The organism is Neobacillus terrae (genome assembly GCF_011393025.1).
Lineage (GTDB): Bacteria > Bacillota > Bacilli > Bacillales > Cytobacillaceae > Neobacillus_A > Neobacillus_A terrae.
Genome location: NZ_JAAOEO010000007.1, coordinates 140,592 through 164,794, shown reverse-complemented (window position 1 = coordinate 164,794; position 24,203 = coordinate 140,592). Strand labels below are relative to the sequence as shown.

Below are 24,203 nucleotides of genomic sequence, written 5' to 3'. Positions count from 1 at the left end.
ACAATAAGCAGTGGAGGGATGCAAATGGAACATTATGAAGATTTTTTGCGGAGTAAAAATTGGATAGATAAAGATTTGGATGCAAGGTACATAAATATTAACCACCCATATGCCATTTTAATTTCAGGTGATGAGGGGCAGATTACTTTGAGAGGTAACGTTGGTTCGGATAATGGATGGAAAGGCGAAGAAATTTTTAGTTTCGAGTCATTAAAGGATCTTCAGGAATGGTTTGAAAACAATATCGGTGAGTAATATCAATATAATTTAATTAGAAATCCAAAAAACCGGAACACACTAAGAGATCCGGTTTTTATCTTTATGAATGGTGATTTAACAACATGTTAATAGTAAAAACTCATTTCTTTTAAAAAGTTGTTTCTATTTGGTGAACACAGAAATAAATATGGTAATATAACCATCAATTTTATCTTCGGCATCACACAAACACCCAAAAAGGAAGGAGGTTAAATTGAATCTATTACAAAATGTTTGCGAAAACTGTCGAGAAGCTATTTTTAGAATGGAGGAACCATATTCAAGCTCGAAAAAAGGATTGATTTACGCAGCTTTTGGATGGCTGTTCCTCGCTGGGATTGATGACTTTTTTAGAAAGAAGCCAAATTCACGGGGCTATTTTAGTATTCTTTGCTGCCATGACCACTATTTTCAGCACCCTCTTTAGCATTTTTATCGCAGGCACGATGTTTATATAAAGAAAAAGGCTAAGACCTATTAAATCGGCTTAGCCTCTTTCACCATTTGTATGGTTCCATCCTTTAAAAACTGTTCCACTTCATCTTCAGTGTAGCCAAGCTTTTCTAATATCTCTTTCGAATTCTCTCCCAGTTTCGGCGGAGCATGATGAATGGAAACTGGCGATGTGCTCAGCTCAAAAGGGAGCCTCGGCAGCTTGAAGTTTTCAATATTAGAATGATTTATACCAGTCCACATCCTGATAGCTTCTGCCTGCTCATCCTGTACCACTTCTGAGATCTTCTTCACCTTTGAGCTTGGGACTCCCGCTACTGCTAATAGCTCTACCCATTCATCTGCTGTTTTGGCTTGAAGAATGTTTTCAATCGCGACTCGTAAGGTTTCCCGATTCTCCACACGTTCAGGGTTATTTTGATAACGTGGATCCTCTGTCCACTCTTCCTTTCCAAGCACCTTGCATAATCGCTTAAATAACGAATTATTTGAAATCCCAATGATGACAGGTGCATCGCTTGCCTGAAAGGACCCATATGGCGCGAACGCTGTATGGCCGGCGCCGTTCTTCTTCGGCTCTTCTCCAGTAGCAAGCCAGGATAACATATGATAACCCACCCAGAAAACACCCGTTTCGTACAGGGAAGTTGTCACAAGCTGGCCTTCCCCTGTTTTTTGCTTGTGGAAAAGAGCGGATATGACGCCGATTGCTCCCCACATAGCACTTCCCTGATCAAGGACGGATACTGGAACTCGAGCAATCTCAGCTCCCTCTGCTCCATTAATCCCGATAATACCAGAATCTGCCTGCGCAATCGCATCATAGCCAGGCCTGTCACGAAGAGGTCCCTCCTGTCCATATGCCGACAAGGAACAATAAACAAGGGAAGGATTAATTCTTTTCAATTTTTCATAACCCAGTCCCATTTGCTCAGCTTTTTTAAACCGAAAGTTTTCAACAAACACATCCGCCGTTTTGACAAGGTCATAAACAATGTTACGTCCGCTCTCTTTTTTCAAATCAACAACGATTGATTGTTTATTCCTATTAATATGAAGGAAATAAACGCCGTCGCCTTCCCAGAAGGGACCCATCCCCCTTGAATCATCACCAATGTCCGGTCTTTCAATTTTTATAATCTCAGCACCAAGATCGCCTAGTATCATGGTTAAACTTGGTCCGGAAATATTGGTTGTTACATCCACTACTCTAATTCCGCTTAATGGCCCAGTCATGCTGCTCCTCCTTTTTTAAAAGAAAGGACCTCTTTGAAAAAGGTCCTATTCATATTAGAATGAACGTGGTAAACCAAGTACGTGCTGTCCTACATAACTTACCACCAGGTTATTCGTGATTGGTGCTACGATAAACAAACGGGCTTCTCTAAACTTTCTTTCGATATTGTACTCTTTGGCAAAACCGTATCCGCCGTAGGTGTCCATCGCGGCATTGGCTGCACGCCATGTTGCTTCAGAAGCAAGATATTTTGACATGTTTGCTTCAGCCCCGCAGTCCATCCCTGCATCAAACATCTCTGCAGCTTTATCTCTCATCAATTTAGCTGCTTGAATATCCATATAGGCGCGGGAAATCGGGAATTGAACACCCTGATTTTGGCCGATTGATCTTCCAAAAACCACTCGCTCATTTGCATACTGAACGGATTTATCAACGAAGTACATGCCATCCCCAATTGATTCAGATGCGATCAAAATCCGCTCTGCATTCATACCGCCTAACACATAACGGAAACCCTTTCCTTCCTCGCCAATTAAATTCTCAGCGGGAATTTCTGCCCCTTCAAAAAATACTTCTGTAGTTGCGTGGTTAATCATGGTATCAATTGGACGAATATCAATTTTTGAAGCTTGTTCCTTCATATCTAAAATGAAAAGGCTTAGTCCGTCGGTTTTCTTGGCAACCTGATCCTTTGGAGTGGTTCTTGCTAAAAGCATCATTAAATCGGAATGCTCGGCCCTTGAGGTCCAAATTTTCTGGCCATGAACCACATATTTATCCCCGACCCTTTCTGCATAGGTTTGAATGCTGGTGGTATCACTTCCGGCAGTAGGTTCGGTAATTCCAAAAGCCTGGAGGCGAAGTTCGCCGCTAGCGATTTTCGGAAGGTATCTCTGCTTCTGGTCTTCATTTCCATATCTCAGCAGGGCCCCCATTGTATACATTTGGGCGTGGCAGGCTCCCGCGTTGCCGCCGGAACGATTAATTTCCTCTAAAATGATACTTGCTTCCTTCATGCCAAGACCTGCTCCGCCATACTCTTCCGGAATTAGAACGGAAAGCCATCCCTCTTCGGTCAAAGCCTGGACGAAGGCCGTTGGATAAGCCGCTTTTTCATCCAGTTCTCTCCAATACTCCTCGGGAAAGCGCTCACATAAAGCTCTAACGCTTTTTCGGATCATTTCATGTTCAGTGTTTTCAGTCGTTTTTGTAGTTACCATTATAAAAACCTCCTAAATATATTATTTGCCCTTCCATTCTGGACTGCGTTTTTCATTAAAGGCATAAATACCTTCCAGACGATCTTCTGAATTTGCACATTTATAATAGGCTTCCAATTCTAAAACAAGTCCTGTTGCTAAATCTGTTTCCGTTCCTTTATTAACTGCTTTCTTTAACGCTTTTAAAGATAGAGGCGCATTACTAGCGATACTTTCAGCCAGTTTCAACGTTTCTTCTAATAGGCTTGCCCCATCATAAACATGATTGATTAGTCCCCATTGTTTTCCCTCATCTGCTGTAAGGCGTTTTCCTGTAAAAAGAACTTCTTTTGCTATTCCAACCGGAAGAATTCGTGGAAGCAGCTGAGTGCCTCCGATGCCAGGAATTAAACCTAGCTTCGCCTCTGGCAGCCCTAATCCTGCCTGCTCTGTCGCTGTTCTTATGTCACAGCTTAGCGCTATTTCAAGTCCTCCTCCAAGTGCATAGCCATTGATAGCTCCAATAACGGGGTATGGGAATTCACGGATGCTTTCAGTTACTTTCTCAAAATAATCATGCTGCCTTTTCCAATCTTTCTGGGACATACCATTACGCTCTTTTAAATCTGCTCCGACACAAAAGCTTCTTGATCCGGCACCTGTTAGGATTAAAACATGGACATTATCCTCGTATTTCAACTCGTCCAGAGCCTCGATAAGCTCTACAGCCATTTTGGTATTCAGTGCGTTCATCGATTCCGGGCGGTTTAAGGTTAAAACTGCAATCCCCTGATTCCCCTCAGCCCTTGTTAATTTAATAGTTTCGTAGGTTTTCACCAACATTATTTTCATCTCCTTAACTTGTTACTTTATTTGGTACTGGATACAAGCGGGAGCTTTTCCCTGCTTTAGCCACCTGGCCAGGCAATTCGTGTCCCAGCAGCTCCTCCAGCCTGTTGGATGCATGAATTAATTGATCAAGATTTATAGAGGTACGGACTCCCATTTCCTCTAACATGTGGACTACATCTTCTGTGCAAACATTGCCTGTTGCTCCTGGCGCAAATGGACAGCCTCCGATGCCTCCAAGCGAAGCATCAAAAATCGTAATCCCTGCCTCTAATCCGGCGACTATATTTGCAAGGCCCATTCCCCGGGTATTATGAAAATGGCAGCCAAATTCAAAATCCCTGAACTCATTTACAACCTGTTTTGTTAATTGATAAACTTGTTTCGGATTTGCCATGCCTGTTGTGTCCGCAAGAGTGATTCTTTTGATGTTATGTAATAGAAGTTTTTCGATGATGTTCATGATTCGCTGTGGTAGGACAGATCCTTCAAAAGGACAGCCAAAAGAGGTAGCAACTGTAACATTAAGAGCTATATCGTTATCTGATGCAAACTGAGATAAATTGCTGAAGTTTTCCAATGATTGTTCAGTGGTTTGCCGAACATTTTGTTGGTTATGTGTATTACTCGCCGAAAAAACATAATTTACAGACCTGACTCCGTTTTGCTTTGCCAGCTCCAGTCCCTTTAAATTGGGTATAAGCGCGACCAGCTCTATTTCCGGAAATTCTTTTACATGATGATAAAACTCGGCTGTATTTGCCATTTGCGGAACCAGCTTTGGGTGTACAAAGGATCCAAACTCAAGCTCTGAAACATTCGCCATTTGCAATAAATAAAACAGCTCTAATTTCTCGTCAACTGATAATATTTTTGACTCTAACTGTAGTCCATCCCGCAAGCCTACTTCGTATATCGTGACATGATCAGCTAATTTCATCCTAATTTGATTCCTCCATCAATGTGCTGAAAAATGATACCGCCTATAAATAGGATACTGTATCCAAAATACAATTACAAATATTTTTTTAGAAAATTCATAAATTAATATATATTCAGTATTTAATACAACCAGCAAGACCTCTATTCTGAGATCCTGCTGGAAAATTTCTCTACATTCCTTGTCTGCTCTTGGAATTGCTGTTTACCGATTTTGTACCAATCATTTCCCTCACTATCTATAATAACAACGGCCGGGAAATCCTTAATCGTCAGTTTATATATAGCTTCCGGACCGAGATCCCCGTAAGCCATTACTTCCATAGATTTAATGGATTTTGCTATAAGTGCACCTGATCCTCCGATGGCAGCAAAATAAACAGCTTGATTTTTTTTCATCGATTCAATGACTTCCTCGCTGCGGTACCCCTTCCCAATCATCCCCTTTAAACCCAGGTCTAAGAGGGCAGGAGTATACTTATCCATTCGGCCGCTCGTGGTTGGCCCTGCTGAACCTATTACCTGCCCGGGCTTGGCGGGTGTGGGACCAACATAGTAAATGGTTTGTCCAGCGATATCAAAGGGCAAAGCTTCCCCTTTTTGCAGTGATTCAGCCATTCTTTTATGGGCTGCATCCCTGGCGGTATAAATCGTGCCGTTTAGCAAAACCCTATCACCGGCCCTAAGTTTCAGTAAATCCTGCTCTGATATTGGATTCGTTATATGAAGAGCTGGCAATGTTGCTCCCTCCTATATTCGTACCTCTTTATGTCTGCTGGCATGGCAGTTTAAATTTACGGCCACAGGCAAGGCTGCGATATGGCATGGCTCGATTTCGATTTTGACATCAAGAGCTGTCGTATTCCCGCCCATCCCTTGAGGGCCAATCCCCAGCTGATTAATTTTTTCCATTAACTCTGTTTCGAGTTCTGAGATTTCCGGGCGATCACTTCGATGTCCGATCGGGCGAAATAAAGACTTTTTAGCCAGATAGGCACAGCGCTCAAAATTCCCGCCAATCCCCACCCCGACAACCAATGGCGGACAGGCATTTGGACCAGCCTGTGCCACAATACTTAAAATATAGTCCTTAATCCCTTCCAATCCGTCCGCTGGCTTCAGCATTTTTAAAGCGCTCATATTTTCACTTCCGCCGCCTTTTGCAGACATATGGATGACCAGTTCATCGCCCGGTACCAGCTCAATATGAATGATGGAAGGCGTGTTATAGCCTTTACTCTTTTCTCTTGTGATGGGATGATCAACAATTGAATGCCTTAAGTACCCCTCTTCATACCCTTTTTTTACGCCTTCATTAATCGCATCATAAATACTTCCTCCAGCAATATGGCAATCCTGGCCCACTTCCACTATAAAGACGGATACCCCGGTATCCTGGCACATGGGTACACGTTCTGACCTGGCTATATCGGCATTTAGGATCAGTTGCTCCAATATGTCTTTGCCTGTCTCAGAAGTTTCTTTTTTCAATGCGGATTGAAAGGCTTCGACAACATCCTGGCCCAGCTCGAAATTGGCCTCTCGACACATTTTCGCCACCTGGCTGACTAACTGTTCATAAGTAATGGTTCGCAAAGCCCTCTTCCCCTTTATTTTAAAAAATTAAGACATTTCACTGACGAATTCCTGTGTGAATTGAATTTCTTTCTTTCGAATTACAATATTCCCTTCCCATTCCTTCTTTTCCTCTTTTACATCCTGAATAATATGCGCTCCTCGGCTTTCTTTTCGGACAGCACCAGCAAAAGCGGCAGCCCATGCAGCCCTGACTTTATCCTGCAGCTGCAGTGCAAGCACACCGGTTCCCTCGCTTAATTCTTGCGCAAGTGCATCCAATTCTTTTTCCGCCTGGTTAAGCGAACTTGTTGTTCGTTCAATTCCTACATTCTCCCACATGATTTCTTTTACTCTCTGGGAGACTTCTATCTCTTTTCCCGGCTGCAATGTGTTTTCCATATTTAAGTGGCTTTCAGTTTTTTGGACTGGTGTGTTTTCTAAGACAGCCATTTTTCCGGTTCGATGTCCAAAAACAAGTGATTCGGTTAAGGACCCACCACCAAGCCTATTGGCGCCGTGAAGTCCTCCGGCTGCTTCACCACAGGCATATAAACCCTGTAAAGTCGTTCTGCCCCATTCATCAATCTTGATTCCGCCCATGCAATAATGCTGAACAGGATACATTCTCCATTCTCCCTGATAACCCTTTTTAACAAACCGATAGAGGTAAGGACTATGTTGTTCAATGATGCTTTGGTCAACATTGGAAAAATCGAGGAAAACTTTATCCTGCTTAAACATTTCGTAGCTCAGGACATCCCTTGTTTCCAGTTCTTTTCGGGGAAAATCCTTCATAAACCGCTCAGACTCTGCATTTAAAAGCATCGCTCCCTTGCCAAATATCCTTGTCATCACATCCAGGTTAGCAGGATGCTGCAATCGGTACGGATAAAATTGAACAAACTCCATGTCGACCAGCTGTACCCCATGCCGCCACGCCATTCCAATTCCTTCACCGGAGACATCTTTTGGATTATCGGTTGATGCATAAAGCCCTCCAAACCCTCCTGTTGCCAAAATGACAGAGGGAGCAGAGAACGCTAACAATTCTTGTCCCTTTTGAACAAGAACACCCTTAACCCTTTGATCCTCAACCATTAAGTCAACCAAAGAGGATTGTTCGAAAAACTCTATCTCTAATTCAAGCGCATATTCCCTTAAAACCTTTGTCGTGTTTTTTCCAAGTCCATTCGCTGCATATATCCTTCGCGGATAGGAATGTCCCGGTGTGCTGATTACCTCTTCCCGTTCCAGCTCAACCCCATATTTTGTTTCAAGTTCTCCGACCCTGACGGTGCATTCCTCAGCCAGCACCAGGGCTAACGTCCGGTTAGCCAAAAAACTGCTGCCGCAGATAATATCATTGAAAAAAGCCTCCGGAGAGTCGCCCGGCGAAAAGATCGAAGAATGGACACCATCTGAAATTACGGATGATCCTCCAAACCCCGCTTTACCTTTCGTGATCAGAGCAACCCGGGCTCCTTCTTCCTTTGCCGAAATGGCGGCAGCAAGTGCAGCCTGCCCGCCGCCAATCACGATCACGTCATAAAAATAATTCACTTTTGTCATCACCTCGTTTGTATTATTAAAGAGCGAGAATTTTGTCTCTTGGGAGGACATTTCCCGTCACCCAGCTGGGATATGTCCTTAGGAACCCAGCTCTCGGACATTTCACTGGCTGCCCCGCACGTTTTTGGCCGAGAGACCCCTCCTATCGAACATTATCCTAACTGCCTAGCCCGTTTTTGGCCGAGAGACCCCTCCGATCGGACATTTTCCTGGCTCCCCAGCCTGTTTTTGGCCGAGAGTACCCCGTTTAAGGAAAGGAATGCACGTTTTCTTTCAAGTAATGCACGTTTTCTTTCAGGTAATGCACGTTTTCTTTCGGGTAATGCACGTTTTCTTTCGGGTAATGCACGTTTTCTTTCAGGTAATGCCGATTTCTTTCTGGTATTGCACGATTTCTTTCGCTAATGCACGAAATCTTTCCGTGATTACCCGGCCCCGATAACCGCTAAGCTACTTCCCTTATCACCCAGTAGAAAATTCTCAATATTAACCCCCTATTACTTTACGAGAAAACAATTCTCTCGTTTTAATTTCCTCTAACTTAAAAATAGCTTCAACTTCTTCCCGAGGATTCTCCAGTTTATCCGAAGTCATGGCGATAAACTTCTCAATCAATTCTTCTTTGCTGGCCGTTTTTTCAGGATCGCCCTTTGGATAGTCCGTTGCCTTGCTAAAAACGCGGCCGTCCTCCAGCTTAACTTCTACTTTGGCACCCCATTTTTCCGGATAAGCTTCTTCATAATAAGGATCCACTTTAACTTCAACTTTTCCCATTAGCTCAACGATTTCAGGATTCTTCAAGCTTTCATTTGTAAAATCCCTGAGAGAGGCTGATCCTTTTACGGCCGCTAAACTTGCACAGAACTGGCTGCTGAATTTGGAGGCATATACCGTGCCTGGATTTGGATTATCCGTAATATTGAGTACAGTTTGATAGGTATTAACCGTAATCTTTTTTATACTTTGGTACGAAATGTGGTGTTCGTTCATGATGTCGAGGACACAATCGATTGCAGGGTGTGTGTGGCGGCATGAGGCGTGTATTTTAAAGCTGTTTTCGGTAATCTTAAATTCCCTGCCAAGGTTTTCCGTAATTTTCGAAGGGTCGGCTGCTTCTGACATGGACTCGAAGAACCCTCTTCTGCCTTCTAAAATCCTGGTTGCTCCAGTGAAGTTCTTTTTTGCAAGGACAGCAGCAAGGGTACCATTGTAGGCAGCTTTCGCTGTATGAAGCTGTTTCGTGTTGGCACCGTCCTCAATAAACTCCCAAAGACCCGCAGCCTGGCTGCCCGCATTTCCGAGCGCATAAATGGTTTGTTCAATATTTAAGTTTAATAGTTTCGCGACAGCGGCCGCAGACCCGAATGTTCCGCAGGTGGCTGTATTATGCCAAAAATAATAATGCGACGGCGATACCGCTTCTCCAATCCGGTAGCAGACTTCATACCCCACAACCACAGCAGTTATCAAATCTTTGCCGCTTAAGTTGTATGCTTCAGCTACTGCAACGGCTGCCGGAATGACGACGGTTCCCGCATGTATAATAGAAGCTTTATGAATATCATCCAGCTCGACGATATGGCTTGAAGCAGCATTTACTAACATGGCGTTGCCAATCGAGGATTTACCGCCTGTCACAAGGCTTGCCTGTTCATGTCCGCCCCACTCTTCTATCAATTCCTTAATTGCCTGGATAGGTGGCTCATCTTTTCCAGCTACAGCAGATCCGTACCAGTCAAGGATACAAATTTTAGTGAATTCAACAACAGCCTCAGGCAAGTCTTCAAATCGAGTCTGGTCAATATATTCAGCTAATGCTTTTGTAAGTGTCATCGTATATCCCCTACCTTTTCTCCTAAAATAGTTTTTAATACACCTAGCATGTCATCATATAGATCTACTACATTGGCTCCCGCTTCTCTAAGCGCTTTCATCTTTAATGAAGGGCGGCCGATATCTCCTGAGATCATCGCTCCTGCATGTCCAAACACGGTTCCTTCAGGAAGGTTTTCCGTGAATTTCCCGGAAACAAACGAAATTAAAGGCTTGGTAAATCCGCCTTCTTTTAAAAATTGAGCTGCCTCTTCTTCGAAGGATGTACCCGGTTCAGAAAAAGTAACCACAACTTCTGTTTCCTCATCCTTTTCAAAAAGTGCCAATAAATCCTTGATTGTAGTTCCTATTAAACTATCTCCGCCAATACCGATACTGGTGGTGACTCCAAATCCTGCCCTCTTCACCATCCACGCCGTTTCTCCAGTCATGCCACCGCTTCTGGAAATGACACCTACATTGCCAGGGACAAAACAGCGTTCAGGCCGGTCGCCTCCAATGGAACCCATTTTGATCCGATGCTTTGGATTGATCATGCCAACCGTATTGGGCCCGATAATCGTTACCCCTTCCTTCCGGGCTGCATACAGAATTTTGACGGCATCAAGCTGAGGAATATTTTCTGTGGTGACAACAATTAATTTGATTCCCTGATGAATCGATTCAAGCACAGCATCCAGCGCGAATGCAGGTGGGACAATTACTAGGCTCGCGTTTACATCATGCTTCTTAACAGCCTCAGCAACTGTATCGTAAACAGGGATTCCCTGAACAAACTGGCCGCCCTTGCCAGGGGTAATTCCGGCATAAATTTTGGTTCCGTATGCCAGGGTATGGCTCACCACCATTGAAGCTTCCCGGCCAGTAATCCCCTGTACGACAATTCGGGTATTTTCATTAATAAGAATTGCCATCAGCTTACGACCTCCATTCTTTTGGCCATATCGGCTGCCGCTTCTTCAATGGTTCGTTCTTCTCCATAATAGGTAATTCCAGCGTCTGTGAAAATCCGCTTTCCTTCCTCGTCATTGACTCCAGCCTGCCTCACCACAATCGGAAAAGAATCCAGATCAAGCTTTAGCTCCTCTATCGCCCTGACAATCCCTTTCGCCATTACATCAATTTGCGTATTATTGGTAATATTTTGTGAGACAAAAAGGCCCTTCACTCCGGCTTTCGATAAAATTCCTTTCGTCAGCCCATATACTTTTTCTTCAGGGGGATTTCCGCCGGTTTCAGTATAATTTGCCGGCTTTGCGCCTAAATTGACGAGTGCATCAAAGCTTAGGAGACTTCCGCCACCACCTCCGCACATAAAGCCGAGATTTCCGCCATCCATTTCCGTATACCGTGCAGTGCCTCGATAGTCTGCATCATTGACCTTTACCATTTCTTTTTCCAGCTTCGTCAGTGGCCTCCAGGACCGTTCACTTCCGGATTGTACTTTACCTGCAAGCTCCGGCTGGCGGTAAAGAGCAGAATCATCAATTCCCATTACCGATGCTGCTACCATAATCTCTTCATTTTTAGTCAGGACAAGCGGGTTAATCTCTAAAATATAACAATCATATTTTGTGAAAATATCATACAGCCTGCATAATACTGAAGTTGCCTTGACCAGTGGTTTTCCAGTAACTCCGAGGCTGCTCCAGATCTCTTTTGCCTGATAAGGCTGCAATGGCAGAAAAGGATCGACATGCCGGATCACAACTTTTTCCGGGGAGTCTTTGACGAGATCCTCCACTTCTATCCCACCTTCAGTTGTTGCAATGATGACCGGCAATTGCTTTTGGCGGTCAATCGTAATCGAAACATACCACTCTTCATCTATGTCGATCTTTTCCTCTAAAAGAATCTTTTCAACAGGGTAGTTTCGTACGGTCATATTCAAAAGTTCGCCGGCATAAGACTTGGCTTTTTCCACAGTATCTGCAAACTTAATTGCTCCTGCTTTTCCCCGTTTCCCTACTGGAACGAGAGCCTTTAAAACACATGGAGTAAGTAAGTGCTGCTCCGTTATTTCCTCTGGTGAGGAAATGACCACATGGTTCGGGATAGGTACCCCATTTTGATTTAACAGTGTCTTACTTGAATCCTCGAGCATTCTTCCCATTTAGGCACCACCTTTTTTGGATATTGGATACAAAAATTTTTTTTAAAAAAAGAGGGCATTATTTCTGTGCCTCTTCTTTTAAGCTTTTTACTAGCTTATCTCCTGTTCGTGAAATATGCTTGGAAACAAGATATGCGGCTGTTTCCTTATCCTTGTTGACTACTGCATTCAAAATGCTTCTGTGTTCAACATTAGATGTTTCTTTTTGTCCGGTCAAAATATGGGGTGTCTGCTGAGGCAGTCCATTCCATAAGGTGCTGATAAAAGAATTTAGGCGCTCCCACTTGCAGTTTTTCATTAATAAACGATGAAATTCAATATTATATTCGATAAACTCATCGACATCCTGCGCGGCTTCCATGTGTTCTACCAACGTGGTGAGCTGGCGGTGATCATCTTCCGACAAATGTTCCACACTCTGATATACTGCCATTTTTTCCAAATTAGCTCTGAGTGTATAGATTTCTTCGATATCACTGACATTAATCGGTTTAACAACCGCTCCTTTATGCGGCTCGAGTATGATTAGCCCTTCGGATTCCAGTTTTCTAAAGGCTTCTCGTATAGGCATCCGACTTACACCCATTGCATCGGCCAGTTCCGATTGCTTGAGCCTTTCACCTGGTTTAAAATCACCTCGTAAAATTGCCTCGCGAATCCTGTTGCAGACTTTTAAGTGCAGAGTATCTCTATTTTCAATAAGGAGTCCATTTTTTTCAATCATAATATAACTACCTTTCTAAGCCTATTGTACCATTTAGAATACAGAATCTATGGTGAATTGTCGATACAAATATTTGTATTGCGCGAATATTTCCTTTTTATAGCAAACCAAGCCAATTCCACCATGAAAGGGCTACCAATATAACAACGAAGCTCATCAGTATTGTGAGCCAAATTCCCGGCATTAAAAACTCCTTTTGCTGTATTCGGCCTGAACTATACACAATGATGTTAGGAGTTGACTCTACTACAAGAATATATCCATGCAAACAGGCTAATGAGGCAGTCATGCAAATCAAAACAGGATCTGCACCCGCTTTGGATGCTAACCCTATGAAAATAGGAACCAGCGTAACGACCGCCGTAGACACGTTAGCGACTGCAAGATGAAGGATATGCGTAATGACTAAAATCACAATAACAGCAATAATCGGCGAACGAAGTAAATTAAGAATCCAATCGGAACTTAGGCTTTCCCCTACAAACTTGGCAGCACCCGATTTATTAAAAGCATAACCAAGCGAGAGTGTGGCACCGATCAGAAGGACGGTATCAAAGTTAATCTTCACCAGATTATCCCACTTGGTAAAGCCAATTCCCGGCATAGCCATTAAAATGGCCCCGATTAGCGCTGGTATACTCGAATTCAAACCGTGTATAGGCTCCGTAAACCACAATGCTACGATTATCATTAAAATGATTAAACACTTTTTTTCATCTTTATTTAATTTACCTAAATCAGCGAGCTTCTTTTCCAGTTCTTCTTTTACATGGGGAAAGCTGCTCTCTTCCTCTGATAATGGGAAGCATTTCAATAACAAATACCATGCCACCGGGATCAGGATAAGCCAAATCGGAAAGGAGTACATGAACCACTGCATATAGGAAATTTTAATCCCTAAAAACTCTTTTAAAAGTTCAACAGTCAGGATGTTCCCGATTGCAGCTGTCATGATGGCTGTACCACTGATCGTACCGCCGAAAGCTACACCGAGGAGAATCATTTTTCCCAGATTCCCTTTAGCTTTTTCGCCAATAATATCAAGTGACATCGTTGCCACTGGGAGCATCAAAGTTGTCCGGACAGCGGCAGCCGGTATAAAAAGGGACTGGATCTGCGGGAGGACCATAATGCAGGCAAGCAGCCCTTTCGCTGTACCTCCCCATTTTGATAAAAAAAGATACGCCATTCTTTTCGTAAGAGTTGTATCATTCACGCCTTTAGCCAGCATCATCCCTGCTATGATCAGAAATACCGCCGGTGAGGCAAAACCGCTATACACAATGTCTGTGTCAGCTACTCCGAATACAAGCATTAGAACGAGCATCATCACGGCCGTTAACCCAATTGGGATGGGTTCAAACGTCCAATAGAATACACTCAGCGCCAAAAGAGCGAGCATGATTCTTGCTGATTCGGTGTATTCTGCAGGAAGCACCAAATAAATTCCTGCCGACAAAACAATTCCCAGAAATAACGTTAACAATCTGCTGATTTCTGGTTTAGGTAAAGGCTTTGATTTAGGGATAACATTTACCCTCGTATTTGAGGAAGCCATAACCTTCTCCTTTTCATACGAAATGGTCATACCGGGGTTCCCCCGGCTGCCACTTTAATATTTGTTTGCGGTCTGAGCCGGTTTGCAAAGGCTGAAAAATCCTGTAAGATCCTCCAGCTCGTCAAAGCGGTTAACCAGATCAATCAGCGCACTTTTCGCGTGTGTACTGATAACATCCCCAGTAACATCATAAAATTTATCCTTTAATTGTTCATTTGTCATTGGAGTGTCGGTACTGCCAATTGCATGCTCAATACATTGAGTGATTTCCCTGCCATCTGCGAGCTTCACTGTTACATTGACCTGATCTTCTTTAATATTTTCATCTATTACGAGATTAATTTTGTGACGAAGTTCTTTCACATCCGGACGGTTTACGTATTCATCTGTGAATTCATAAACTCCTGCTTTCAGATTAAAGAATCCGGCGGCAACACAGTGAAAAACGCTAAATTTACCTTCCAGTCCAGTGGTAATTTCAATCTTGCCAGTAAGCTCTTTTACTAGCGGATGGGCTGTAACCGTAATGGATTCCACATCTCCAACCTGAAGCTTGTGTTCCTTTTGAATCGTAATAATCGCATCAATTGCTGGATGTGTAACAATACCGCTGGCGAAAGGCTTATAGCTGTTTTTCTCAACCTCCCATTTTTCACCCCAGTTCTCGGTGATAAGCTCCGATTTATTTTCTTCTGAGGTTACTTTAAGGAATCCCCTCTCTGCCTCAAGCGGTTTTACTGAGCTGGTGAATCCCTGCCCGCCAACAAGAGCAGCAAGAAGGCCATTCATTGCAGCTTTTCCTGGATGATATGGTTTCGTCATGGTTCCGAACATTTCGCGTAAACCGGTAGGATCGGTTGCAGCAATCCCAAGGGCATAAATCGTTTTTTCCACATCCAAGCCCATCAATTTACTGATCGCAGCAGCTGCTCCAATTCCTCCGACGCTGCCGGTAATATGCCATCCTCTCCAATAATGGGAAGGATACACACTTAGTGCAAGCCTTGCCTCTACCTCACAGCCGATAATGAAAGCCTCGAGTACTTCCTTTCCGGTTTTCTTTTCTTTTTCCGCATAAGCTAAAATGGCTGGGAATACCGGTGCAGAAGGATGAAGAACGGTCTCAAGCAAGGTATCGTCGAAATCATAGATATGTGAAGACATACCATTTAACAATGCAGCAAAAAGCATATCTACTTTTTCATTTCTTCCTAAAACGGTGGCCTGCGGCTGGCTGGCTGTCGTTTTAGCGACATTTAGTACCATCTCCATCGATTCATGGTTTGCCGCGCCAATTGCAACACCAAGCCAGTTTAATAGGCTTCGTTTGGCTTCATGAATCGCAGTTTCACTAAATTGTTCATATGAAGTCTTTGCAATATGCTGAGCTAAGGTTTTCGTTACCATCTTATTTCCTCCCATACTATATTTCTTGCAAACTAGCAAACTCTACTAACCCTTTTGCTTTTTTATAAACAGGATAATCAACCAGTTTATTCCCTACGGAAATAGAGGCAATTCCCTGCTGTTCGGCATTTTCAAAAGCATTCACGATTTCCAATGCAGCCTCGACTTCTTGTTTGCTGAGTGTAAAAACAGTATGTATAGGCTCCAGCTGTTTTGGATGTATCGCTAATTTCGCCTTAAACCCAAGCTTTCTCGCCCTTTGCGCCTCGTCCAATAATCCGGCTTCATTTGCTAGGTCAGGGTAAACAGCATCAACTGGACTTCCTATTCCCGCAGCCCGGGAGGCATTTACTATATTGGACCTTGCATAAACCAGTTCAGTTCCATCACTAGTAAGCTCGCAATCTATATCCAGAGAGTAGTCGATCGATCCGAATACAAGCCTTTTAATAAAATAATGTGCTGCCGCAATTTCATATGCGAACTGTACTCCCCTGGCAGTTTCAATTAATGGAAGAACAGCAAACGAATCCAGGACTCTATTATTTCTTTCTAAAAAGGAAACGGCGGCTTCACAAAGGATTTTCATGCTGACCGCACTCTCTGCCTTCGGGACAACCACACCGCTGGCACCGCCTTGTATCGCAGCTTCTAAATCCTCACGCCACCAGTTAGTCGTAACATCATTTATTCTGATAAAAACATCCTTTTGAAGCTCGGTGTTTTGAAGATATGTCCTGGCACGTTCTCTTGCTGCTCTTTTTTCGGAAATGGCCACGGCATCTTCTAAATCAAAAATGACACAATCAGCAATGCTTGCTAAGGCTTTATCAAACATTTTGGCAGATGTAGCAGGTACGAAGAGATAAGAACGAATCATAATATTAGTACTCCTTCCTTTTGGATATTGGATACACATTATTACAGGACCTGCTCCTCTCTTATAGATGCGCCAGGCCCTGTATGTATCAGATTGCGTTTAACATACCGACTGGTTATTTAGTTAACATCAAAGATAACTGCGGGAAGAGAATAACCAGAACGAGTGCGAGAATCATAAGCCCAAAGAAAGGTACAACACCTTTAACCACTTCCCCTACTTTTTCCCTGGTGATACCACTAACAACGAATAGGTTCAGCCCTACCGGAGGAGAGATCATGGCGAGTTCCATATTGATGGTCATAATAATCGCGAAATGGATAATATTGATATTAAACATCACAAGAACCGGAAGCAGGATAGGAAGTGTAATCAATATGATCGCAACAGAATCCAGGAACATTCCCATGATAAAGAACATAATGTTAACACCAATCATAAAAATCCATTTATTTGATGTACTTGCTTCAATCCATGTAGCAAAACTCTGTGGAACCTGTTCGGTTGTCAGGAACATTCCGAAAATCATCGCTGACGCGATAACCAGGAAGATCATAGAAGTGATATTAATAGACTCTTTGAGAACCTCTCTAAATTTAGGGAAGGACATTTCCTTATAGATAAAGACAGATACGATAATTCCGTAGAAGCAGGAAACAAACGCGGCTTCTGTTGGTGTAGCGATACCAGTATAAATTCCTCCCAGAATAAAAACTGGAAGCAAAAATCCCCAAATCGCTTTTGCGGTCTTTTTCCATCTAACGTTCATCGGCTCTTTTGGCAATTTACCATAATTATTTACCCTAGCATGGATTATTGCTGAGATTAACAGAATTCCTCCAAGTAATAATCCAGGGATAATTCCAGCTGAGAATAGCTTCCCTACTGATTCTTCTGCAACTGTTCCGTAAATGATTAATGGGATAGACGGCGGGATTAGGATTCCGAGTGTACCTGATGCAGCAACAAGACCCATTGCGTATCTTTTGCTGTATCCTGCATTCACCATTCCGGGAATCATGATACTTCCGATTGCAGCTGCTGTAGCTGGACTTGAACCGGAAATAGCCGCAAAAATCATACAAGCCAGAACGGTAATAACAGCCAAGCCTCCGCGGATATGTCCTACCCACGACTTTAAGGCTTCGATTAAGTAGAATGAAATTCCGCCTTTTGACATGATAATACCAGCAAAAACGAAGCCGGGAATCGCCATTAAGGTAGCTGAATTCAGCGAGTTAAACATTTTTTGGATAACGGTATATAGAGTAAAGTCTGCCATTGAGAGAGCAATAACACTTGATAATCCTAAGCTAACCGCAATAGGAACCCGGATTAAACAAAGAACGGCAAAAACTAGAAATAATACTAAGACTGGATTCATGCGCCTACCCCTTCTTGGTTTGATTTTTTATCGGCACCCTGCATGGATTCATATAATTGTTCAATCTCACCGACGAGCTCCCTTTGATCACCTTTCATCGCTCTGTAAGCCTTTACAAAAAAGTAAAAGCCAAGTAAACCCATTCCAACAGGCAGTACAAGATAGGCAATCCAGATTGGAATTCCTACGTCGATCGTTTTAATTCCTTGCTGTTTCGAAAGCGTTATCAATTCAATGGATGAATACGCCAAATAAAATGCATAGATTCCACCGATAAGATTAGCAATAGTAGCTACGACTCTTTTTGCTCCTTTTGGAAGCATATCAAATAATATTTCTACCTGAATATGACGATTGTCTTTTAGTGCGAGTCCAAATCCAATAAAAATAGACCAGGTTAACATAAACTCGAATATTTCTGTGATCCAGGATTCTGGTGCATTTAAAACATACCTCGTAAAAACCCCATACAAACTGACGATTACTCCTCCGATAAATAGCACTCCTGATGTTCCTTCTTCGATGAGATCAAGCCATTTAAAGAGTTTTTTCATAAAATTCAACTCCTTTTTTATTTTTATTTGTAGATTGTATCCAATATACACTTGGAATTAATTTTAAATATACAAGATGTTTGATGGAAAAGTAAACAGAAAATTTTATCTTTTTTATATTTTTTGTGTATTCACAATATTAATATTTTTTGTTATAGTGGTAATATCACCTAAAGTTTAGTCTATCGAAGCTATATTTTGTATCCAAAATCCAATATACAGGAGGTAAAAAATGGAATTAGAAATCAGAAAAATCGTTACCATTACGGAAGAAACTTACATCGAAGGTTTTAAAAAGGCAGATAAGCCAGTCCGGGTGTCAGCTGCACTAGCTGTTATTAAAAACCCTTATGCCGGCAAATATGTTGAGGATCTTCTTCCATTAATTAAGGCATGTTCCGAACAGCTTGGTGAACTTTTACCTAAAAAAGCGCTGGAAGCATTAGGTGTGACTGGACAAGAAGTAGAGGGTTATGGTAAAGGAGCACTTGTTGGCCTGGATGGAGAAGTCGAGCATGGCTCTGCTATCATTCATACTCTAACCTTTGGAAATCCGTTTCGCTCTCTTTGCGGAGATGCGGAGACACTCCTTCCATCAGCTGAAAAAAGAGGTGCTGCCGGCAGCAGTCTTGATTTAGCCATCAAACATAAAATGGATCCAAAAATCCGAAGCCATCATATGACGTTTGAAACAAGAATACCTGACGCACCCCGTAATGATGAAATCGTCATTGCAGCTGTTTTGACAACGAGCGGACGAGCCCACCCGCGAATCGGCTCTTTACATAAAGAGCTTGAAGGAGTTTTTCCTTCATGATTCAAACTGTAGGTTTCATTGGACTTGGAAAAATGGGAATGCCCATGGCGAAAAACCTGTTAAATAGCGGCTTTGGGGTTTTTGGTACAGATGTAAATGAAACCGCTGTCAGCGAGTTCGTTAGCATTGGCGGCAAAACAGGAAATATGCTTGAATGGCTTAATAAAGTGGATAGCATCATATTAATGCTTCCCTCTTCCAAAATCGTTAATCAGGTAATTGATGAAGTTATTGAACATTACACCCCAGAACATCAATCCAATGAGAATCCTTTAATCATCATTGATATGAGCAGCTCCTATCCTGCTGAAACCAGAAAAAACTTATTGAAACTTGGTGGATCCAATATACAATTTATGGATGCACCTGTAAGCGGCGGAGTGAAAAAAGCCATTTCTGGTACGCTTACGATTATGGCTGGAGGCAGTGCTGATTTATTTAGTAAATGTAAGCGTTTGCTAGAGGCGATGGGAAGTAACATCTTCCATGTTGGACCAATTGGAAGCGGGCACCTAATAAAAGCAATCAATAATTATCTTTCCGCCACGCATCTTCTGGCCAGCTGTGAAGCAGTTCAATTACTGCAAAGCTTTGAAGTGGACCCTGCCACCGCCATTAATGTATTTAATCAAAGTACAGGAAGAAGCGGATCAACAGAATATAAGTTTCCGTCCTTTATCTTAACGGAAAGCTATGATTCAGGTTTTAACCTGGAGCTTTTAAGAAAAGATCTTGAAATGGCTACACGCCTATTTTCAGATTCAGAAGCAGCTACTAAACTGCCTCAGTTCATTTTTGAAAAATTTGATGAAGCCAGCCGTTCTCTTGCACAAAATGCAGATCACACAGAAATTTATCAATATGTAACTAGCTATCTATTTCAAAGGGGGATATCAAATGAAAAAGATTCAAAAGCTATTAGTAATTGCAATGACACTTCTGTTAGTATTTAGCCTTGCAGCATGCGGCGGTTCAAAAGATTCGAATACTTCGGCAAAAGCAGATTCGAAAAAATCCGGTGATGGCATTCAGGAAATGACCATTAAGATTTCTCACGTTGTAGCGGAAAACACACCTAAGCACCAGGGTGCACTGGCAATGAAAAAATACATTGAGAAGGAATCTGGCGGAAAAATTAAAGTCCAGGTGTATCCAAACAGCCAATTATTCGGTGACCCAGACGAATACCAAAACCTAGTTGCCAATAATGTTCAATTCATTATTCCTGATATGTCCAAGCTTGTAGGTAACGACCCAGGCTTCAATATTCCAGCTATGCCTTTCCTATTTAAAGACGATGCGGCAGCAACAGCATTCTGGGATGGTGAAAAAGGCCAGGAAATCTTTAAGCGACTCGAAAAAGACGGCGTTCTTGGTTTGAAAATGTGGCCAAATGGGCCTAAACAAATGACTAACAACAAAAAACCTATCAAGAAACCTGAAGATTTAAAGGGCTTAAAGATTCGTACACAAGGCGGACAGCTGCTTGAAGCTATTTACAAGAAGTTAGATGCAGGATCTGTTTCCATTCCTTTCGGTGAGCTATACACTGCTTTACAGCAAGGTACTGTAGATGGCGAAGAAAACACTTATAGTAATATCGAATCAAAGAAATTCGATGAAGTTCAAAAATATACCACTGTAATGGGTCATACACGTGTTGACTATGCATTATTAACAAACACGAAGTTCTGGAACGGCCTGAATGATAAAACAAAAGAAATCGTACAAAAAGGTGTAGACGAAGGAACAAAGGTTGCCCGTGATTCTGCGAAGCAATTAAACGAAGATTCGTTGAAAAAGCTAAAAGAACGCGGAAACACAAAAATCAATCAACTTTCCGATGACCAAATTGCTGAATTCAAAAAGACATTAGAGCCAGTTTACAAAGAATGGTCTACAAAAATCGGCAAAGACATCATCAAAGATGCAGAAAGCAAAAATAAATAATTAATTTGTAAGCCCCCTGTTCCGAGGAACAGGGGGTTTTTATGTGAGGTGTAGAGATGTACGTAGTCGTGTATATAAAACCAGAATTCGTGTAGAAAAAAGGTTGTGAAAGCAGCGGTGCGTGCATAGAACAGTTGGTAATGTAGATCGCGGATTTATTTTTTAGAACCAGTTCCGGTTTGTGTTGATTAGGGCTTACTTTTTGTAGAATAGAAGTTGGTTTTTGTTGAACAAAACTCTCAATGTTAATAGCAGACTAATTTTTGTAGAACCCGTTCCTATTTGTGTAGATTAGGACTGAATTTTTGTAGAATAAAACTTAATTTTTGCATCAACTAACCAGGAAACGTAAAAGAGCCCAATCCGCTTACCGGATTGGGCTCTTCAAATTGTATTTTAAGACACACATACCTGCTTCAAACGGCTGCAGATTGCTTCCCCTACTTCGATAGTAGAAGAAGATCCGCCTATATCACCTGTCTTAATTCCATCGTTGGTTACGTCTTCTACCGCGTCAAGCAGCTTTTGCCCTAATTCATGCTCCCCAAAGTGATCAAGCATCATTTTAGCAGTCCAAATCTGTCCGATTGGGTTGGCGATTCCTTTACCGTAAATATCCGGTGCTGAGCCGTGAACAGGTTCAAACATGGATGGATACTTTCCATTAAGGTTAATATTGGCTGCAGGTGCAATCCCTATGCTTCCCATGATGGCTCCGCCGATATCTGTTAAAATATCACCGAATAAATTGCTCGCCACAATAACATCAAAAATTTGTGGTCTTGTTACGAAAAAGGCTGCCAGTGCATCAATATGATAAGAAGCTGTCTGAATATCCGTATAGTCTGCCTTTACTTCATTAAATACCTCATCCCAGAAAGGCATAGAGTGGACAATTCCATTGGACTTTGTCGCAGAAGTGACATGACCTCTTCTTTGTTTAGCCAGATCGAACGCGTAACGCATCGCCCGCTCTGTTCCCTTGCGTGTAAAAATCGCATTTTGAATCGCAACCTCATCTTCACCACGATGAATCCTTCCGCCTACTTCACTATATTCCCCCTCACTGTTTTCCCTTACAACAATCAAATCAAAGTCATTTGGATTAACAAGCGGAGATTTCAAACCTTTGAAAAATTTAGCAGGACGAATATTGATCGACTGTTCAAAGTCTCTTCTAATTTTTATCAAAAGTCCCCATAAAGAAACATGATCAGGAAGAATTGCAGGATTACCGATTGCTCCTAGAAAAATAGCATTGAAGTTTTTCAAAGTATCCAGCCCGTTGTCCGGCATCATTTTTCCATGTTCAAGATAATAATCACAGCTCCAAGGAAACTCTGTGTACTCAAACTTTAAACCACCATGAATTTCAGCCACAGTATCAAGCACCTTTGTAGCTACTGGAACTACTTCTTTACCAATTCCATCTCCTGGGATAACCGCAATTTCGAGTTTCTTCATTATATACCCACTCCCTTATTCAAATTGTAATTTTCGTATTTGGCGATTTCCTGTTCATACAAATCCTGTCCATGTGCGTCATATGCAACCAGCAACGGAAAATCTTCTACTTCAAGCTTTCGAATTGCCTCTGGTCCAAGGTCATCGTAAGCAACAACTTCCTGGGATTTCACTCTTCTGCTAAGAATGGTCGAAAGCCCGCCGATTGCCGCAAAGGAAATAGCGCCAAATTCCTTACACGCCTGCTTCACCATATCTCTTCTTGGTCCTTTCCCGATCGTGCCTTTTACTCCATACTCATACATGGCAGGAGCAAACGGATCCATGCGGAAGGCTGTAGTTGGAGCGACCGGCCCTATCACTTGTCCAGGCTTGGGAGGACATGGACCGGCATAAAAAATGACTTCCCCTTTTAAATCCACCGGCAAAGGCTGACCTGCTTCGAGAAGCTCTACCATTCTTTTATGTGCCGCATCCCTTGCCATATAAATCGTTCCTGTTAAAAGAACCTGGTCACCAATTTGGAGCTTTTGGATATCTTCATCTGACAGCGGAGTTTTCAGTTGATATTCAGCCATCTTGTCTCCTCCTTACACGACCGCCGTTTTTTTACGGGCAGCGTGGCATTGAATGTTTACGGCAACAGGAAGTGCAGTGATATGGCAGGCAAATGTCTCAATCGGCACCCACAAGGCTGTATTGGTTCCGCCCAACCCCTGCGGTCCAATACCTGTATTATTGATTTCTTCAAGAAGCTCTTTTTCAAGCTGTGCAATATGCTGCTCATGATTATGGACACCAATTTCCCTTAACACCGCATGCTTAGCAAGTGAGGTTACCTTATCAAAGCTGCCGCCAATTCCGACACCTACAACGACTGGAGGACAAGCCTTTCCCCCTGCCTCTTTGATCGTCTGCAAAACAAAATTCTTAACCCCTTGCATTCCTTCTCCCGGAAGCAGGAATTTCATAGCACTCATATTCTCGCTGCCTCCCCCTTTAGGAAGGACAGTAATTTTAATCTCATCACCAGGTACGATTTCTGTATGTACGACCGCTGGTGTGTTATCCCCAGTGTTAACGCGAATCAGCGGGTCTCCGACAACGGATTTTCTGAGGTATCCCTCCCGATAGCCAGTGCGGACGCCTTCTTGTATTGAATCCATAAAGCTTCCCCCAGTGACATGAACATCCTGTCCAAGTTCAACGAAAACAACGGCCATTCCTGTATCATGGCAATAAGGCATATGATTCACTTTGGCCTCTTCTGCATTTTCAACGAGCTGCTGAAGAATGTTTTTTCCAATTGGAGAAGCCTCTGTTTTTTCAGCACGCCTAAAACCTGCAACTACATCCTCAGGCAGGTAATAGCAGGCTTCCCAGCAAAGTTTGGCAACGGTTTCAATTATTTGATCAACGTGAATGATTCTCAAA

At 42.6% G+C, this 24,203-nt stretch carries 24 protein-coding genes; 5 read left to right on the top strand and 19 right to left on the bottom strand.

Annotated features, from left to right (window positions below):
• Positions 1 to 24: 24 nt before the first annotated feature.
• Both G8761_RS12555 and G8761_RS12550 read left to right on the top strand, forming a co-directional pair.
• Entirely contained in the window at positions 25 to 255 is a 231-nt protein-coding gene (locus G8761_RS12555; protein ID WP_166027138.1) for a hypothetical protein, read from the top strand.
• 217 nt (positions 256 to 472) lie between these two features.
• Positions 473 to 685: a hypothetical protein gene (locus tag G8761_RS12550; protein ID WP_166027136.1), complete on the top strand. Its 213-nt coding sequence runs from the start codon at positions 473 to 475 to the stop codon at positions 683 to 685.
• Positions 686 to 735: 50 nt separating this feature from the next.
• Here G8761_RS12550 and G8761_RS12545 read toward each other — a convergent pair whose 3' ends face one another.
• The 16 genes from G8761_RS12545 to G8761_RS12470 form a co-directional block, all read right to left on the bottom strand.
• Positions 736 to 1,947 (bottom strand): CaiB/BaiF CoA transferase family protein, encoded by a 1,212-nt coding sequence (locus G8761_RS12545; RefSeq protein WP_166027133.1) that lies wholly within the window; start codon positions 1,945 to 1,947, stop codon positions 736 to 738.
• A 54-nt stretch (positions 1,948 to 2,001) separates the two neighbouring features.
• A complete protein-coding gene (locus G8761_RS12540; RefSeq protein WP_166027131.1) occupies positions 2,002 to 3,171 on the bottom strand; it encodes an acyl-CoA dehydrogenase family protein in 1,170 nt (389 codons plus the stop codon).
• Positions 3,172 to 3,192: 21 nt separating this feature from the next.
• Positions 3,193 to 3,993: an enoyl-CoA hydratase/isomerase family protein gene (locus G8761_RS12535; RefSeq protein ID WP_166027129.1), complete on the bottom strand. Its 801-nt coding sequence runs from the start codon at positions 3,991 to 3,993 to the stop codon at positions 3,193 to 3,195.
• A 13-nt stretch (positions 3,994 to 4,006) separates the two neighbouring features.
• On the bottom strand, positions 4,007 to 4,939 hold the full coding sequence (locus tag G8761_RS12530; protein WP_166027127.1) for a hydroxymethylglutaryl-CoA lyase: 933 nt from the start codon (positions 4,937 to 4,939) through the stop codon (positions 4,007 to 4,009).
• A gap of 143 nt (positions 4,940 to 5,082) precedes the next feature.
• Positions 5,083 to 5,676: a Fe-S-containing hydro-lyase gene (locus G8761_RS12525; protein WP_207789198.1), complete on the bottom strand. Its 594-nt coding sequence runs from the start codon at positions 5,674 to 5,676 to the stop codon at positions 5,083 to 5,085.
• 12 nt (positions 5,677 to 5,688) lie between these two features.
• Entirely contained in the window at positions 5,689 to 6,534 is an 846-nt protein-coding gene (locus G8761_RS12520; RefSeq protein ID WP_166027125.1) for a fumarate hydratase, read from the bottom strand.
• A 27-nt stretch (positions 6,535 to 6,561) separates the two neighbouring features.
• Positions 6,562 to 8,076 carry an FAD-dependent oxidoreductase gene (locus tag G8761_RS12515; RefSeq protein WP_166027123.1) on the bottom strand — a complete coding sequence of 505 codons (1,515 nt, stop codon included), beginning with the start codon at positions 8,074 to 8,076 and terminating at the stop codon, positions 6,562 to 6,564.
• 495 nt (positions 8,077 to 8,571) lie between these two features.
• Positions 8,572 to 9,918 carry an MmgE/PrpD family protein gene (locus tag G8761_RS12510; RefSeq protein WP_166027121.1) on the bottom strand — a complete coding sequence of 449 codons (1,347 nt, stop codon included), beginning with the start codon at positions 9,916 to 9,918 and terminating at the stop codon, positions 8,572 to 8,574.
• Entirely contained in the window at positions 9,915 to 10,832 is a 918-nt protein-coding gene (locus G8761_RS12505) for a succinate--CoA ligase subunit alpha (protein WP_166027119.1), read from the bottom strand. The genes G8761_RS12510 and G8761_RS12505 overlap by 4 nt, the downstream gene beginning before the upstream one ends.
• Positions 10,832 to 12,031 carry an ATP-grasp domain-containing protein gene (locus G8761_RS12500; RefSeq protein WP_166027117.1) on the bottom strand — a complete coding sequence of 400 codons (1,200 nt, stop codon included), beginning with the start codon at positions 12,029 to 12,031 and terminating at the stop codon, positions 10,832 to 10,834. Before G8761_RS12500 ends, G8761_RS12505 begins: the two co-directional genes overlap by 1 nt.
• Before the next feature lie 58 nt (positions 12,032 to 12,089).
• Entirely contained in the window at positions 12,090 to 12,755 is a 666-nt protein-coding gene (locus G8761_RS12495; RefSeq protein WP_166027115.1) for a GntR family transcriptional regulator, read from the bottom strand.
• A gap of 97 nt (positions 12,756 to 12,852) precedes the next feature.
• The gene (locus G8761_RS12490; protein ID WP_243450001.1) at positions 12,853 to 14,343 is read right to left on the bottom strand and encodes an SLC13 family permease; all 1,491 of its coding nucleotides are present in this window, start codon (positions 14,341 to 14,343) and stop codon (positions 12,853 to 12,855) included.
• Positions 14,344 to 14,367: 24 nt separating this feature from the next.
• Positions 14,368 to 15,720 (bottom strand): MmgE/PrpD family protein, encoded by a 1,353-nt coding sequence (locus G8761_RS12485; RefSeq protein ID WP_166027113.1) that lies wholly within the window; start codon positions 15,718 to 15,720, stop codon positions 14,368 to 14,370.
• A gap of 16 nt (positions 15,721 to 15,736) precedes the next feature.
• Positions 15,737 to 16,600: an HpcH/HpaI aldolase/citrate lyase family protein gene (locus tag G8761_RS12480; RefSeq protein ID WP_166027111.1), complete on the bottom strand. Its 864-nt coding sequence runs from the start codon at positions 16,598 to 16,600 to the stop codon at positions 15,737 to 15,739.
• Positions 16,601 to 16,715: 115 nt separating this feature from the next.
• Positions 16,716 to 17,984 carry a TRAP transporter large permease gene (locus tag G8761_RS12475; RefSeq protein WP_166027109.1) on the bottom strand — a complete coding sequence of 423 codons (1,269 nt, stop codon included), beginning with the start codon at positions 17,982 to 17,984 and terminating at the stop codon, positions 16,716 to 16,718.
• The gene (locus G8761_RS12470) at positions 17,981 to 18,538 is read right to left on the bottom strand and encodes a TRAP transporter small permease (protein WP_166027107.1); all 558 of its coding nucleotides are present in this window, start codon (positions 18,536 to 18,538) and stop codon (positions 17,981 to 17,983) included. The genes G8761_RS12475 and G8761_RS12470 overlap by 4 nt, the downstream gene beginning before the upstream one ends.
• A gap of 232 nt (positions 18,539 to 18,770) precedes the next feature.
• Here G8761_RS12470 and G8761_RS12465 point away from each other — a divergent pair, with 232 nt between their 5' ends.
• From G8761_RS12465 to G8761_RS12455, 3 genes are read left to right on the top strand one after another with little or no spacing between them, the layout of a single operon-like run.
• Complete coding sequence (locus G8761_RS12465) at positions 18,771 to 19,355, top strand: amino acid synthesis family protein (protein WP_166027105.1); 585 nt, start codon at positions 18,771 to 18,773, stop codon at positions 19,353 to 19,355.
• Positions 19,352 to 20,308 carry an NAD(P)-dependent oxidoreductase gene (locus G8761_RS12460; RefSeq protein ID WP_166027103.1) on the top strand — a complete coding sequence of 319 codons (957 nt, stop codon included), beginning with the start codon at positions 19,352 to 19,354 and terminating at the stop codon, positions 20,306 to 20,308. The genes G8761_RS12465 and G8761_RS12460 overlap by 4 nt, the downstream gene beginning before the upstream one ends.
• Entirely contained in the window at positions 20,253 to 21,305 is a 1,053-nt protein-coding gene (locus tag G8761_RS12455) for a DctP family TRAP transporter solute-binding subunit (RefSeq protein WP_166027101.1), read from the top strand. The genes G8761_RS12460 and G8761_RS12455 overlap by 56 nt, the downstream gene beginning before the upstream one ends.
• Positions 21,306 to 21,701: 396 nt before the next feature.
• Here the strand turns inward: G8761_RS12455 and G8761_RS12450 are convergent, their stop codons facing one another.
• The 3 genes from G8761_RS12450 to G8761_RS12440 are packed head-to-tail and all read right to left on the bottom strand — an operon-like array spanning position 21,702 to position 24,202.
• A complete protein-coding gene (locus G8761_RS12450) occupies positions 21,702 to 22,769 on the bottom strand; it encodes a tartrate dehydrogenase (RefSeq protein ID WP_166027099.1) in 1,068 nt (355 codons plus the stop codon).
• Positions 22,769 to 23,347: a FumA C-terminus/TtdB family hydratase beta subunit gene (locus tag G8761_RS12445; RefSeq protein WP_166027097.1), complete on the bottom strand. Its 579-nt coding sequence runs from the start codon at positions 23,345 to 23,347 to the stop codon at positions 22,769 to 22,771. Before G8761_RS12445 ends, G8761_RS12450 begins: the two co-directional genes overlap by 1 nt.
• A gap of 12 nt (positions 23,348 to 23,359) precedes the next feature.
• Positions 23,360 to 24,202: a fumarate hydratase gene (locus G8761_RS12440; RefSeq protein ID WP_166027095.1), complete on the bottom strand. Its 843-nt coding sequence runs from the start codon at positions 24,200 to 24,202 to the stop codon at positions 23,360 to 23,362.
• Position 24,203 lies beyond the last annotated feature (1 nt).